This window comes from Aporhodopirellula rubra (genome assembly GCF_014192335.1).
Taxonomy (GTDB): Bacteria; Planctomycetota; Planctomycetia; order Pirellulales; family Pirellulaceae; genus Rhodopirellula; species Rhodopirellula rubra.
In genome coordinates, this window is record NZ_JACHXU010000014.1 from 180,207 (window position 1) to 195,335 (window position 15,129).

13 protein-coding genes are annotated in these 15,129 nt (G+C 56.2%); 6 read left to right on the plus strand and 7 right to left on the minus strand.

Features of this window, described 5'->3' with window-relative positions; all coding sequences use genetic code 11:
* Nucleotides 1-39: 39 nt before the first annotated feature.
* Nucleotides 40-1,026: a helix-turn-helix transcriptional regulator gene (locus FHS27_RS18955; protein ID WP_184306447.1), complete on the minus strand. Its 987-nt coding sequence runs from the start codon at nucleotides 1,024-1,026 to the stop codon at nucleotides 40-42.
* A gap of 481 nt (nucleotides 1,027-1,507) precedes the next feature.
* A complete protein-coding gene (gene ftsY / locus FHS27_RS18960) occupies nucleotides 1,508-2,533 on the minus strand; it encodes a signal recognition particle-docking protein FtsY (protein WP_184306448.1) in 1,026 nt (341 codons plus the stop codon).
* A gap of 207 nt (nucleotides 2,534-2,740) precedes the next feature.
* Here ftsY and FHS27_RS18965 point away from each other — a divergent pair, with 207 nt between their 5' ends.
* The 6 genes from FHS27_RS18965 (at nucleotide 2,741) to FHS27_RS18990 (ending at nucleotide 7,620) form a co-directional block, all read left to right on the plus strand.
* The gene (locus FHS27_RS18965; RefSeq protein WP_184306449.1) at nucleotides 2,741-3,415 is read left to right on the plus strand and encodes a DUF6882 domain-containing protein; all 675 of its coding nucleotides are present in this window, start codon (nucleotides 2,741-2,743) and stop codon (nucleotides 3,413-3,415) included.
* A gap of 34 nt (nucleotides 3,416-3,449) precedes the next feature.
* Nucleotides 3,450-3,962, plus strand: a complete 513-nt coding sequence (locus FHS27_RS18970; RefSeq protein WP_184306450.1) for a hypothetical protein — start codon at nucleotides 3,450-3,452, stop codon at nucleotides 3,960-3,962.
* A gap of 165 nt (nucleotides 3,963-4,127) precedes the next feature.
* A complete protein-coding gene (locus tag FHS27_RS18975) occupies nucleotides 4,128-4,637 on the plus strand; it encodes a hypothetical protein (RefSeq protein WP_184306451.1) in 510 nt (169 codons plus the stop codon).
* 163 nt (nucleotides 4,638-4,800) lie between these two features.
* Nucleotides 4,801-6,066 (plus strand): serine hydroxymethyltransferase, encoded by a 1,266-nt coding sequence (locus FHS27_RS18980; protein WP_184306452.1) that lies wholly within the window; start codon nucleotides 4,801-4,803, stop codon nucleotides 6,064-6,066.
* On the plus strand, nucleotides 6,066-6,494 hold the full coding sequence (locus tag FHS27_RS18985; protein ID WP_009099335.1) for a response regulator: 429 nt from the start codon (nucleotides 6,066-6,068) through the stop codon (nucleotides 6,492-6,494). Before FHS27_RS18980 ends, FHS27_RS18985 begins: the two co-directional genes overlap by 1 nt.
* A complete protein-coding gene (locus FHS27_RS18990) occupies nucleotides 6,445-7,620 on the plus strand; it encodes a hypothetical protein (protein WP_246420156.1) in 1,176 nt (391 codons plus the stop codon). The genes FHS27_RS18985 and FHS27_RS18990 overlap by 50 nt, the downstream gene beginning before the upstream one ends.
* Before the next feature lie 144 nt (nucleotides 7,621-7,764).
* Here the strand turns inward: FHS27_RS18990 and FHS27_RS18995 are convergent, their stop codons facing one another.
* The 5 genes from FHS27_RS18995 to FHS27_RS19015 all read right to left on the minus strand — a co-directional run bounded on the left by FHS27_RS18995 (nucleotide 7,765) and on the right by FHS27_RS19015 (nucleotide 15,078).
* Nucleotides 7,765-9,327 carry a sulfatase family protein gene (locus tag FHS27_RS18995; RefSeq protein WP_390853954.1) on the minus strand — a complete coding sequence of 521 codons (1,563 nt, stop codon included), beginning with the start codon at nucleotides 9,325-9,327 and terminating at the stop codon, nucleotides 7,765-7,767.
* Between the two features lie 1,075 nt (nucleotides 9,328-10,402).
* A complete protein-coding gene (locus tag FHS27_RS19000; protein ID WP_184306453.1) occupies nucleotides 10,403-10,609 on the minus strand; it encodes a hypothetical protein in 207 nt (68 codons plus the stop codon).
* A gap of 125 nt (nucleotides 10,610-10,734) precedes the next feature.
* A complete protein-coding gene (locus FHS27_RS19005; RefSeq protein ID WP_184306454.1) occupies nucleotides 10,735-12,027 on the minus strand; it encodes a DUF1559 domain-containing protein in 1,293 nt (430 codons plus the stop codon).
* 207 nt (nucleotides 12,028-12,234) lie between these two features.
* A complete protein-coding gene (locus tag FHS27_RS19010) occupies nucleotides 12,235-14,397 on the minus strand; it encodes a serine/threonine protein kinase (RefSeq protein WP_184306455.1) in 2,163 nt (720 codons plus the stop codon).
* Between the two features lie 60 nt (nucleotides 14,398-14,457).
* The gene (locus FHS27_RS19015; RefSeq protein WP_184306456.1) at nucleotides 14,458-15,078 is read right to left on the minus strand and encodes an RNA polymerase sigma factor; all 621 of its coding nucleotides are present in this window, start codon (nucleotides 15,076-15,078) and stop codon (nucleotides 14,458-14,460) included.
* Nucleotides 15,079-15,129: the final 51 nt, after the last annotated feature.

Consider the following 15,129-nt stretch of genomic DNA (forward strand, 5'->3'; position numbering starts at 1 on the left):
CGGGTTGCATCGCATTTGATCTGGCGAAGATTTAGATACTCACTTCGTCGCCTCGGCGGATTCGTATTGGGCGAGGGATTGCTTGAGTTCTTCGATGATTTCTTGTTGGAGCTCTTCGGGCTCGAGGACTTCGGCGGCCGGGCCGAAGGATTGGATCCAACTTTTGATTTCCAGTGTGCTGGTCAGTCGGAAGGTGGCTACCGCCGTGCCGTCTGTGGCGGTGACGACTTGTTGGCTCGGGTGCATCAGCTTTTCGGCCGCATATCGGGCGGCTGAGCCGGTGAATCGCACGCGGACCGTGACGGGGGTTTGGCCGCTGACTACCCCGAAGGCGCCTTTCATGTGTGTCTTGATGTCGAAGCCGGCCGGACGCACGAAGGGAACAGGCGTGACTTCCGCGTCGCTGATCCGTTCGACTTTCCATGTTCGGATTTCGTGATGCTCGCACGAATGGCCTACGACGTAGAGCGTGCCCTGGTGCTCGGCCACCGCGTAAGGGTGGATGTCGTACGTGACCGGTTCTGTGGATCGGGCACTGTGGTAGCTGATGAAGGTGGCTTTGCGGGACTCCATCCCGATCATCAACGCGTCCACAATCTCACCGTGCTGCGTGTAGTCGCCGCCGACTGAACGTTGGTGCACTTTGGGGAGCATCGTGGCTAGGTAGTCGGCGGCGACGGTTCCCAAAGAAGCCTCGATTTTCTCGAACGCGGCGTCTGCTGCCTGGCCGAGGGAGGTGCCCTCAAACGCGGTCGCGGTGCCGCGACATAGCATGATCGCAAACGCTTCGTCGTAACAAAAGTTCACGCGTTGTAGAGCATCTACCGCAATTGAGTACGTCTTGCGTCCGTGCGCGTGGACTTGATCGGTGATCGGAATGCCGAGACGGCGCGCCGCCTCGATGTCCCGCCTGACCGTCTTGACGCTAGACGACGTCTCGGCCGCGATTGCAGCAACGTCGCATTCGCCTCGGCCCAGGCCGATTATTCGTGATAGTGTGATGATTCTTTCGATCTGATTTGGCATCTTGCCTGCCCCTAGTTCTATCGCCCTTTAACCGTTGCCACCCAGTCGTTTAATCAACTGATGATTGCAAAGCGAGTCTAACAGCAGGTGATAACATCTTGTCAGTAGATGGGCACCCCCCGTCCAATCTGGAGGAAATTATTGGAAATAGTTTCGTGCCGAATCGGGGCGAGGGCAAACGGAAGCCGACCTCAGACCTAACGGGAGGAAATGTTCACCGAAGCTGAGTTGAAAAACGAAGCCGAAGAGGAGGCGGTGATGAACGGTTCGACCGCTCCCGCTTTTGTGCGTCCCTTTTGATGAGCAAAGTGATGATCCAATAGCGCACGCCAGCGAAGTACGTGGAGCTCAAAGCAGAAAAAGGGGGCAAGCAAATTTTGAGTCTGTAGAACCTGGACGTTTCGGATCACTGACGCCAGACACGCAGCGATGTTGGTCCGCGAACGCTGGCGAACTCGGCTGCATTGTCACGAGGATCTCGCTAGCCCTTCAGCAGCGCGTCGGCGAAGGAGTCAGGGTCGAAGGCCGCCATGTCCTGCATGCCTTCGCCGAGTCCCACGAACTTGACGGGTAATTGGAACTGCTCGCGGATCGGCAACACGACGCCGCCCTTGGCAGACCCGTCCAGTTTCGCCAACACGATTCCGGTGCATCCGGCTGCTGCGCTGAAACCTTTCGCTTGGCTGATCGCGTTTTGGCCGGCGGTCGCGTCGAGCACCAACAGCACTTCGTGTGGCGATCCCGGCAATCGTTTGTCGATGACCTTGCGAATCTTTTCCAACTCTTGCATCAGGTTGCTTTGCGTTTGCAACCGTCCGGCGGTATCAATGATCGCGTAGTCCGCACCGACTTCGATCGCCTTGTCCACGGTTTGGTAGGCAACACTCGCCGGGTCCGCGCCGCTTTTGCCGGTCACGATTTCACATCCGATCCGTCCCGCCCAAATCGTCAACTGTTCCACCGCCGCGGCACGAAACGTGTCGCCCGCGCCGAGCACGAGGCTGTGTCCGTTGGCATGCAGGTGGTGGGAGAGTTTCCCGATCGACGTTGTCTTGCCACTGCCGTTGACGCCCACGACGAGGATCACCGTGGGTGGCGAATCGGACTTTGTCAAACCGCCGTGATCTTGCCGCAGTTGCGATCGAATTTCCTCGGTGATCGTTTGGATCACTTCATCGAGATGCACGACGCGGCCGCGATATTGACGTCCGACCTCTTCACGGATTTTGTTCGCCGGTCCCGTGCCCATGTCCGTGCGAATCAATCGTGCGAAGAGTTCACCGAGGAAATCCTCATCGACGAGTCGCCCTTCGCTTTTGAAGAGGTCACGGATGTCGGTTCCGAGCACACGGCGTGTTTTTTGCAGACCACCGGTGATTTTCGAGAAAATCCCGCCACCTGCGGCCTTGTCGGTTGCGGGCTCTGCTGCAGGTTCGCTCGTCGCGGGATCGAGGCCTTCGTTCTCAGGGCCGGATTCGTTCGTCTTTTTTGATCGCCAAAACGCCATCGTGATTCGTTTCCGCAGGTGAATGTTGGTGATTGCGTGAGTCGGTATTTTGCACCGATTGTGTCCTGCGAAGGCCAAAACTACCACCGGGTATCGAGGCCGATTGTGGTGACGCGGGTTCGGGTCTGTTAGTTTGGATGAATCACCCGCGAGTCGTGCTGGGCGACTCTGCGCCGATCAGGCTTCCGACGTTTTGGCGAGGGCACCATGTCAGTGACGTTCGATTCACTCTTTTCCGATCACGTTCTCGCTTCGTTCGACAAGCAACTGCGACTGGCCGACGCTCACGGCGACGACGATTGGGGATTTGACATGACCAGCGGCGTGATCACGTTCAACGGTTCGGTCGACTACCAGATCCAAATCCTCGGAACTGAAGACCACACGGCCGAAACATGGATGTGGGGGTGGGCCAATCACGCGAGCGGCATTCCGGAAAATTTGCTGGTCGCCAGCAACCAGCTTCTCGCGATCGGCGAAGAACACGGCGTCGATGAATTGACCACGTCGGTGTTACCGATGGACGATCTCGAAGGCCATCGCGTGGGACTGATCGCCAGTGGCATCGCTGGGGCCGAAGCGTACTATCGATGCCCGTACGAGGGCGGGGCTCTGTTCGTGCTGATTACCGATTCGAGTCTGGAACTCTCGGTGGACGACGAACTCGTGCGAGCGACCCGTGTCATCCCGCAGGGGATCTCGACTTTCGAAATTTCGGATCATCGCCGCGCCATCGCCCCGTATTTGACTCATCTCGGATTCGAAATCAAAGACGTCGGCGTGAATCTGGAAGCGCAGACGGAAGGCCGCTCGGTGATGACAGCGAAATTCGATCGGATGAATCGGCTGACGAAACTCGAGTCGGCGATCGGGCCGCGTTAGCAAACCAAGCCGGGTGAACGAAAGGAGACTGCAGATGGCTGGAAATGCATCCACCGACGAAAGTAACTCACACGCGGAGCACGCGTCCCACGGCGAGATCGCAACCAGCGGCGAGATCGGGCTGACTTACCAGGGCCGTCCGCGAACGCACGGATTTCGGCTTTCGCTCGTTGATGCGTTTGTCGTGTTGTTGGCGGCGGTGGTGACGTTGGCAACGATCGACGCAACGGGTGGATTTTCGTGGTTGTTGCTGTTCGTCGTGCTGCATTTTTTCTTGTTCTGCAACGTGTTCCGCGTTCGTCGGGCGCCCGAATTGGTGTGGGCGTTTACGTTTCTCGCGAATTGCGGAGTTTGGATCGCGACCGGTCATGTGGATCTGCTCGGGATCGTCGGTTCGCAGTGTTTGATCACGCTGGGGATTTTGATCAACGAGATGCGTTCGCCGAATTATCACGGGATCTTTGCTCGCAGAATCAACTCGCGGTTGGACGATTATTTGGCCGGTCGGGCCGACGTCGTTGAGCGAAACTCGTTGTCGAAATCGTGACGCTCGCCGGTCGTATTCGGCACAATCCTCACAGGCGTCTGTTTTTAGTGGGCAGAGTGCCGCGCGGGTGAAATTTTCTCGTCCTCGTAGGTGCAATTGAGCTACCTATTTCGATGCGAAACTACTTTTCTCCACCTTTTCTCTTCGCCCCGGGGAATGTACCAAATGGTCGCTAACGCTTCCGATTCCGAATTTTTCCGCTGTCCGATCACGGCTGAAAACAGCTCCGCATGGCTGCGAATTCGTCGCCGCCGAGTGAACGTTCAATTGCAGGAAGCGTCGATTGATGGGTTCACGATTTTGGTTCGAGCACTCGATTCCACCCAGCTCCGGATCGGTGAGCCCTGGTTGTTGTTGCATGACGGCGCGACGCTGGAGGTGCAGGCGCAGTGGTTCTTCCAGGCGGCCGATGGTCGCGTGCAGATCGGATTGCGACGGCTGCGGGATCTGACCCCTCCGCCGGTGATTGGTGGCTGGCTCCCGAACATTTTCGCGCGGCCGAAGATGCCGGATTATTCGTCGAGTTCGCTGGTTCTGACGTGCGGCATTTTGCTCATGTTGCTAAGTTTGGCGTTGCCCGGCGTGGGCGACAAACTGGGCACGTCGACCAGGATCAGTGCGGCGATCAACAGCGTGTTTGGGGGGATTCGCAGCGCGTTTGGAAATTGGTTGTAGGGAATAGGACGACGGCAATTCGCCGGGCGGGCCAGCAAATCACGGGACACGCGGTTTGTTGTCATTGACGCTCAGGGGCGTGGGACCGACAATCGGGCATTCGATTCGCGTTGGCCGAACCGTCTGACCAGCCCATCCCCTCAAAAAAGATCCAAAACCTTCGATGAGTACGATCCAGTCGCAAGATCCCGTCCTGTGGGAAGCCATGCAAGCCGAAGCCGCCCGCCAGCAAGACGGGTTGGAAATGATCGCCAGCGAGAACTACACGAGTCCCGCGATCATGGAAGCAGCCGGCAGCGTGCTGACGAATAAGTACGCCGAAGGTTACCCGGGACGTCGCTACTATGGCGGCTGTGAACATGTCGACGTCGTCGAGCAATTGGCGATCGATCGGGCCAAAGAACTGTTCGGCGCCGAGGCCGCTAATGTGCAACCTCACAGCGGATCGCAGGCCAACACGGCCGTCTACCTCGCCGCTCTGGAAGTCGGCGACACCGTCATGGGGCTCGACCTCGCCCAAGGTGGTCACCTGACCCACGGGATGAAACTGAACATCAGCGGTCGTCTGTACAACTTCATCAGCTACGGCGTCGACGAGAAAGAACACCGTCTCGACTTCGACCAAATCGCGAAATTGGCGCGTGAGAACAAACCGAAACTGATCGTTGCCGGAGCCAGTGCCTACCCCCGCGAAATCCCGCACGCGAAGTTCAAAGAGATTGCCGACGAAGTGGGCGCGAAACTGCTCGTCGACATGGCCCACTACGCGGGTCTCGTCGCGGCGAAGATCCACAACAGCCCCGTCCCGTTCGCCGACTACGTCACGACCACGACCCACAAAACCCTTCGCGGCCCGCGAAGTGGTTTGATCATGTGCAAACAAGAGCACTTGAAATTGGTCAACCGCAACGTGTTCCCGGGCACCCAAGGCGGACCGTTGATGCACGTCATCGCGGGCAAAGCGATTTGTTTCGCCGAGGCAATGACCGCGGACTATCAAGCCTACGGACGTTCGGTCGTCGAGAACGCCAAGACGCTCGCCGAAACACTGATGGCCAACGGCCTGCGATTGGTCAGCGGTGGTACCGACAATCACTTGATGTTGGTCGATGTCACGACCGTTGGGCTGGGCGGCAAACGTGCCGAAGCCGTGCTCGACGCGTGTGGCATCACCGTCAACATGAACATGATTCCGTTCGACAAACGCAAACCGATGGACCCATCCGGTGTCCGGATCGGAACGCCCGCTCTGACGACACGCGGAATGGGCGTCGATGAGATGAAACGGATCGGCAATTGGATTCATCAGTCGTTGTCGAATCCTGACGATTCGGCGTTGCACGAATCCATCCGCGGCGAAATTCGCGACATGTGCTCGAGCTTCCCCGTACCCGCTGCTGCGTCCGGACAAGCCTGTGGTGTTGCCTGATGAGTAATCGCATTTTGATCGCCGACGACAACGTCGCAAACCGAGAACTTCTCGAAGCGTATCTCGCCACGGTGGACTGCGAAATGGAAACCGCGGTCGATGGCGCCGACACGCTCGAGAAAGTCGAATCGTTCAAGCCGGATTTGATCCTGCTCGATGTCATGATGCCGAAACTCAGCGGGTTTGAGGTGTGCAAACAACTCAAGGAAAACGCCGCGACCAGCAACATCATGATTTTGATGGTGACGGCGCTTAGCGAATTGGGCGACATCGAACGTGGCGTTGCCGCAGGTACGGACGACTTCCTCAGCAAACCGGTTAACCGGATCGAATTGACCAAACGCGTCGAAAACATGCTCAAGCTCAAAGGCACGACGGATGAGCTCGAGCGTTTGCGTCAATACATTCAAGAAATGGAAGAACGCTAAGTTGCTCGAATCGCTCTGCCTGATGCCCCCACGAATCGGGCAAGTACGTCGTGGAATTTCACCGGCACCGACGGAAACGTTGCTGCAACGCACCGAAGGCGTGCCGGTTCTCTTACCCGTCCCCTTGTTTTGGGACGCGCCACCCTGGCACACGTGGCAACCGATCATCGCCCAATCCATCTTCTTGGCGATGCAGTCGCGTGGTGTGCTCGTCTCGGCCCTCGAGAGCGAACTCGGACGAACGCTTGCGACCTCGGATGCGGCACCCACCGCCGCAGACGGTTCGTCGCCGGCCAGCGATCCACCGGACAGCGAATTGGGGATTCCTCGTTTGCTGCCGTATCGAAACGAGCGATATGGGTTATCGGATGTCGACTTTGATCACGCGATGGTCGTGGACATGCACCTCTCGCCACTCCGCGACGCGTCAGGGCGATTTGCCTACTCGGCCGCTCGGCTAGGACGCTGGGAAGCCACCCCCGAGGACCAGCCACTTTCAGGTGGTGGATGGATTCCGGCGATGACCCTGCCACCGGATGTCAGCGAATTGAAAACGCTGAGTTCCAAAGTCGAACAACTTCGCGTTCTGGCACCCCATGCCGCCGTGGTAATCAGTGTCACGCCGGAGTGGATCGACGAACATCTCAACGATCTAATTGCCGCCGGGCCCGATGCGATCCTGATTCGATTGGGACAAATCAGAATGACGGGAATCGCGTTCGCGCAGTTCACCCAGCGTTTGTCGCACCGAGTCGAATCGATCAAGAAGATTCCGATTTGGTTGGTTCCACCGAAATCGCTCGCAAAGAAACCACTCGGGGTCTCGGACTCGATCAAGACAATCGCGTTGGGCGTGTCCGCGATCGCGATCGACAGTTGGCTCGATGGGGTGATCGAAGAGTTCAACGAGATTTCGCACCCGGCCTCGTATGTGTCCGATCCGATGCAAACGGTGACGATCGAGGTCGAGGAGATTCTGCAGCGACGGTTCGATCCCGACCTCGAAAACTTCCTGGGGCTTTTCTCGACTCTCGTGCACGACCGGCCCAGTGATTTGTTGGGAACGTTCGATCCCGAAATCGCCGAGATCCTCAACCTGCCTTGCGTCGGCCGACTGTCAACCTAACCCCGATCGCATCAAGCAATGATCACGGGGCCGCAGATTCCGAGGTCACTCCGTGGCTCAAAACAGAGTTCGTCCGACGCAGTGGTGTGCAACGTTCCTCCCAACGAGCAAGTTGAGTTCGGACGAGCGTTGCGTTCGGCGTTCTCACTTCGCTTTGAAAAGGACGTTGGGTCTCTTCTCGTGTGACGACGGATCACGGAAAACGTACGGTGTCCAAATCGCGAGTGCTTTTTCCCATTCTTCTAACGTGCGTGTGGGATACCAACTCGGGTATCCGTGTTTCTTGAAATCGTATTTCGATTCGTTCAACGCAACCCATTCGCCGACGGTGGTCGTTGGGCAATTTGCAGGAAACACTTCCGTGGCGCGAAAGTCATCCGTGACGCCTTGATCATCAATCACGTCCGTTCGCCAACGCTCGAGTTCTGCCATTAGCTTTGCTTTCACCGTGGCGTATTGTGGATCGTCGGCGACATTGTTGATCTCGTGTGGATCGTCTCGGAGATTAAACAGTTCGACGTCCGCTTTTTTCGGAGCCATGAAGATCGCTTGCTCAGGCGTCAACATGCCTTTCATGTTCAACACGTTCATTTCTGCCATCATCGGATACGCACCCTCCTTGTAACTGCTGTATTGGCAGTAAGCCCGTTCCGGCATCAGGTTCAATATCAGCTTGAATTCCTTCGAACGGATGGACCGCATCGCATCGTGTGTGTTACCCATCCGGTCTCTCGCCGCGAAGACATACTCGCGATCCTTCACACCTTCGCCGAAAAGACTTCTGCCGTGAAGCGGCACCGGCGGGGTGATGCCGGCGACGTCCAAAATCGTTGCACAGATATCCAGCGAGGATACAAGATCCTCATTCACTTGGCCCGCCTCAACTTTTCCAGGCCAACGCATCACCATCGGAATGCGCAACCCTTCGTCGTAAAGAAATTGTTTTCCGCGAACATGACAACGTCCGTGGTCACCGATGAAGAACACGAGCGTGTTATCGGCCAGGCCCTCATTCTCGAGACGGGCTAGCAGTTCACCGATTTTGCGATCGACGACTTGCATCGATTCTAACCCGTTCGCCCAATCACGCCGCACGAACGGAGTGTCCGGATAGTACGGGGGCAGTTCGACATCTTCAATCGCGATCGGGCGGACGGGATCACGATGAAAGGAGCGGTGTGTTTCTCCGTAGGTGATTCGCGCAAAGAACGGTTGTCCGGCTTCACGTTCCGACCAATCCCCGCCCATGAACAAATCCGGTTTGGAATCGGGTAAGAAGTTGCAGTCCGTCTTCCAACTCAATAGTGCGGTGTAGTAGCCCGCCTCCGCAAACAAGTGTGGGATCGGTTTGATGCCGTGCGGCAACGGTTGTTTGTCGTACTCACGATGTTGCTGAGCGTTGATATAGTTCTGATGGAAGCCGGTCATCATCGCCGAGCGTGACGTCGAGCATACTGGCGACGTTGTGAATGCACGCTCGAAACGAACGCCTTCGGCCGCGAGGCGATCCACGTGCGGTGTCTCGATCCCTTTCGTCCCATAGCACGATAAATCGGGTGACCAGTCCTCGATCGTAATCAACAAAATATTGGGACGGGAATCGGCGGTATCCTCTGCCCCCATCGTGGTAAGGCATGGAAATAGAAACAGAGCGGCAAGGCAAGCCCGCAAAGCCACTGCGACGGAATCGCACTTCGTCATAGTCATCAGCAATCGAAAGGAAATGAGTCATCCGTGATCGCGGAACGGCGGATGCAGTCCGGAATTCGGTGTCAAACAGCGGCACGCCCGCGAAGTCTCGTGGACGAAAAGCGCTCCGCGTAATCGATGAACAGCAACGATCCGAGCACGCGGTTGCACTACCAAAGGATGTTGCCTGTGTTCTCAGACGATCTCTCGAGCGGAGCAATCGAATGTCCCGAACACATGTTCGACATTGTAGCTAATCACGCAGACACGATTAGCCATTCTTGCTGGCAACGCCGATCCGTTTTCGAAACTTCAGCGAGCGGTTCGTCGCTCGAAGTCTGTGGACTTGCGAGTCTGCGTGCCAAGAGGGTTTGCAGGCGAAGGAATCGTATCAACCATACGCCAACGCGTTCCTCTCACCAAAACGATAGGCTGTATCAATCCAATCGCACGCCGTTACAACTCCCCAAGTTCATCGGCACTTTCGACGTTGGTTCCGTTGCGAATTCGATTCACGCTACTCGGAGACGGTGGGCGGTTCGGAGATCGACCGTTCAGCGAACTTTCCGTGGAGGGGCGAGCTTTCCGTGGAGGGCAAACGTCAACTTAGCAAACTCGTTGAAAATCGTTTCCCATCCGCCCTTAGCAATGCGAGAGACGAACGCAGGTTGCTCGCGTCTGCTGCTCGGCAAATTGACCGATACGTGATCGATCTACACAACTACTATCAAAACGCATTTATCCTAAACCGTTGCCTGTTGCACATCGAGGCAACCACGAATGGCATCAGGGCTTTTCGGCAGGTTCGCTCAACTCGAAAAACGGAACTTGCGGTTGGAAAGCTGAACGCGAGAAGAAGGCGGACGTCGTGGCCGCCGGCCGAGTCATTCACAACCCACCAGACCGCATTGTGATTGTTGATTCAGTCACAATACGCGTGTTCATGCGGGCATACCAAGTTTGACGCGAACGAGGGCGGATCCACGAAATGCATTGCTGCGTCGCGGGCTAGTCAAGCAACTGCCCGCGTTCCACATGGAGTGCCTAAACGCTGAACCGCGTAGTTCAGGCAGTCGCGGCAAGTCGGTCAGGATTACAGACCCGAGTCGACCTCTTCTTCCTTGACCTTTTCTCCTGCATCTTCTGCTTGTCGCGCCAAACCTTTGGCTTGCATCTCTTGCAGTTCTTCAAATGTCATCGTGCCTTGATCCGTCACGAGTCCACCCTGAGGGGAATCGCAAGCGGTGAAACCGACCAGACAACACAGAAGGCAGAGAAGAGGGAAGATTCGTTTTGTCATTTGTCGTTAGTCCAAAGAGAGTGTTTTCAATCGGGGAGATTTCCGCAGAGTCCTCCCTCACATCGGATCGATATGGGGGAGGCTTACGCGCGGGGTAGCTTGCTCGACGGAGTGCCGAGCGGTTTCTAGAATTCCTCTTCGATGGTTTCCTTCGCGGCCCGGGTTCCGAGGGCTCCCCAGAGACCGTAAGGGCTCTTCGAGCCGGGGGCACTGATTCCGGTACCGAGCTGAGCAACTGGAGTCGCGTTCTGGTTGCCCGCTTCGATCGAGTCGGTAATGAACTTCACCGCACCGTCGCCCATCAGCACGTGGCATCCACCCTGGTGCCGACTGCTCGCCGAAAACACGCCGGATCGGTTGTAGACATTGTTGGTTCCCTGTTCATTCGCAAACTGAAAACAAACGGCAGTATTTGGCGGCGACATCGTATTGATCTGACTGAACACGGGGAAACCACTCGCCCATCGATAGCCGCGAAGATTGTCCAGAACAATTCCGCCCCAGATCACCGAGAGAGGAGTGGAGGCGCTGCTGCTCCAAAACTGTGGCCGTTCCGGGTCGACACCCGCGTTGCCTGAACACTGAGCAGGCGATCCTACCGGTGCTTGGGCATTACCACCCGACTCGGCGCGAAGCGTCACGGCACTGTTGTTGGCCAAGGGATCCGTTCGCGTGTCTCGGTCACCCAGGTCAGTGGCAATCTCGCCAGCCATGACGGTATTTGCCAAGCCGTCAAGGATGTCGCGAAACGCCGTCTTTTGACGAGGCACGTACACACCTCGCTGGCTAGCACGAACCATTTGGGCGCGAGCCGCGTTTCGGTTTAGGTTTTGATCGGCTGCACCAACACCGCCGCGGAACGGGCTGTCTCCGGTGCAGGCTGCGTAATTGGTTCGACCGTAGGCAGGAAGTCCCACACCTGGATCGCTCGGGCACCGCAGGGCGGGCACGGAAGTCAAGTAAGGAGGGTAGTTCGCTACGTTGGGCGATGGCCCGAATGCAACCCACGGTTGCCCCACCGATCCCCAACCAGAGTTCCCGCCATCAGTACGACCAACCAACGGATTTGAGATCTGCTCCCACAACGCTTGCTGTTCGAAGAACGGCAAAAGTCCTACAAAGATGCTGTGCCTCTCTCCGTTGCCGTTGGTTCGGTTCGGGTGCGAGCCGGAATTGGTTCCGTGACCCGTTCCGGACATCTGAGTCGGCAATTGGTTGTAGGCTGAATGATAATTGTGAACGGCCAGCCCAATTTGTTTGAAATTGTTGCTGCAGCTCATCCGTCGTGCTGCTTCACGGGCGGCTTGGACGGCGGGCAACAACAGGCCCACCAGCACACCAATGATTGCAATCACGACTAACAATTCCACTAATGTGAACCCCTGTGCAGATCGTGAGGGGCGACTCAATTTGGGCATCTCTGTACCTCGGTTTCGAAGGAATGCGGTCAATAACGAGAGAGTTGGAAATTTCCCTCAATGACTTCTAACCGAGGTCTATGCGCTGAATCTGAACACTTCGCGGAAAGAATGTTCGATTTTTTTGTATTCGCGTCGCCTTCACCTCACAAAACACACGGAAAACGAGGCATTCGAGACCCGGAAATTTTTCACAACCACGTTCACCTAATCAGATGCTGGCCCGAGGTGTGTGTCACGGTCCCCCCGGATTACCTCGATCGACTCTGGCAGGCTTGCGATCTGAGATTCCGGAATCGCGTCAGGATCCAGATAGAGCCGCCGCAGTGTTCGGTTGTTGAGCAACGGAGAGAGGTCCTTGACCGGCGTTTGGCGAATATCGAGCTCCAGGAGTTGCAAACTGCGCAGCTCGGACAAGTCGCGAATACTCGTCTCCCGGAGATCCAGCACTTTCGGCTTGAGCACGTGTAGCAGGCAAAATCGATTCGGGTGACGTTTGGATGCAGCGGCGAAGGTGCGGTTGAGATGCTTTACGCCGATGCCCCGTAATCGCACCGTTGCGGAATCGGGATCATAAGACAGCTCTTCACCTTGCCAATTCGGGTTGTTGAGTTGCACCCATGCCCGTGTGATCGCGAGTTTGTCTTCGTGCGTGCGGTCATGGATTCCGTCGTAGAGCATCATTTTTTCAGCGAGAGGTGCACGCCAGCGATCGATCGTCACCAAGTCTTGCATCAAGGAAATGAAGTGAGCGGTGTCTACGAACCCGTCCGCATTGCGATGCGGTAGATACCGTTCGGCGAGCATGACGAGTTCGGGCGTAATTTCCTTCCCGGCTGCGCTCAGATCCAGCGCGGCTTCAAAATCCTGAATCAGGAAAAGATTCCAGAACTTTTGATTCCACGCAAACGAATTGGGCGGCGGATCAAAATCGAGGATCGAATCTAGCTGCACGAGTGCGAACTGCAGAGCAGATCGCATCTCGTCGTCGCGCTGCATGGCGGCGTCAATGACAAATTCCGAATGTCTCGCCGCGGCAACGATTTGGGAGTAACGGCGTCGGTCGGATTCTCTCTTTTCTGCCAGGTACTTGGCCAAAGATGCTTCCGCTTGGCGTTGTGCTTCCTCTGCACGCTCCAACGCGGCAGCGGTTTTCTGTTGAGCATCCTCCGCGACTTGCTTCGCATCGATCGCTCTACTCTGTGCTTCCTGTGCGTGCGCGCGTGCGTCGACGGCGACGGCTTTGGCGGTCAATGCTCTTTCACGGCTTTCACTAAGCTGCCAAATGAAAAACGTGACACACATTGTTAAAATAGCGAGCGATCCTAATGCGATTGAACATGCGTCGCGGTGCCTACGATAGAACAACGCTGCCTCGCGGCGCAAACTCGCTCGCTCGACCGAGGTGCTGTATCCGAGTAGGAAACGCGAGATGTCTTGCCGCAGCAAGGCGACCTCTTGATAGCGATCGCTCGGATGCATCGCCATCGCCTTGGCAATCGTCGCCGCCAGCGGTGGATCAATTCCGGAATTCGCGGACTTTGATTGTGAGGGGGCTTTCAGTGTCAACAGTTCCTGCAACAGACAGCCAAGAGCATAGATATCCATCTGAGGCGTTTTGTGCTGCCGCGTGTCCTTTTGTTCGGGAGCCATGTAGATCGGCGTCCCACTGACCGATTGCAGGAGCGACCCATAGAGGTCAGGATCGAGAAGGACAGCGGACTCGCTTTCACCTTGCTCGCGAGCCATCACGACGCCCATGCCCCAATCACAAACCTTTACCTCGCCGTAATCGCCTACAAAAATGTTCTCGGGCTTGATATCCAGATGCAGAACGCGGCGTGAATGAGCGTAGGCGACCGCATCGCAAACTCGCAGGAATAGCTCCAAACGTTGATGCAGCGGAATTTCGTTCTTAGCCGGATCGTCTCGCAATGACCGGATCACATCGAGAAGCGACTGACCGTGCCTCAATTCCATCGTGAAAAACGGCCGACCTTGCTGGTCGATGTCCATGTCGAACAGGTCGATGATGTTCGGGTGGTTCAACCGCGCCGTCAGATGTGCTTCTCGCAAGAAAGCGTCGTACTGATCGCTAGAAAACTTCGGCAGGGGTTTGGCCATCGCAACGTGACGCACTGCTCTCGCGTCATAAACCCGATAGACCTCTTTCATCCCACCCCGGCCAATCAACTCGGGGTCCTGGTAACGTTGTTTGATTCGTGAAATCGAACAGTACAGAGGACAGATATCGTCGTCTGACTCCAGATTATCGTCGTACGCCTGTGAGGGATCACCCTGATCGAACAAGTCACTCAATATTGGCTTGATTCGCTGTAGATCTTCGTTTCGTCCGCGGCTGTTGTTCATCAGGTTGTTGATGTTGCTGAAATTTGGTGAATCAAAAGTGCTTCCTTCGCGGAACGAAAATCAAGGCGTGCCATCGGGGAGTTCCAGTTCTCGTCGCAACTCGCACACGGCACGAACAAGGCGTTTCTTAACACGATGTTTCAACACGTACACGCTTTCCTCACTGATGTTCAATTGTTTGCTAATCTCGGCGACCGACTCTCCCTCGACGCTGCGAACAAAGACATCCACGGCGTTTCCCGAGAAAATCGATTTCAATCGTTCAAGAGCCAAATCAACAATATGCTCTTTCCACTCCGCTTCGATCCTTTCCTCGAGTTCAGACTGATCAATCATCGCTTGCTCGAATAAGAACGAATCCGAGCCGACGACGAGTCGATCACGCTGTTGTTGCCGGTGCCAATCCACCAACGTGCTGTGAATCAGATAAGACAGCCACGTGCGAAATCTGGCTTGGTGTGGTTTGCGTTGGTAGTTCACCAGATCTTTCCATAAACGCATCAGCACCAATTGGCAGACGTCATCGACATCCGATCGCGGAACCCCCATCTGCGACAGAATCCGGCTGATGAACGGTTCGTAATAGCCGAGGAATTCCTCCCAAGCCGGGTGATCTTTCCCCGACTGGGCAAGCTCCAGCAACGAAATCCGAGTAAGCAAGTTCTGTGATTGACTGTTCATCAGGAGTTAAGGCGAGTTTGCTGAAACGGCGATGGAGTTGGCGTTGGCGAG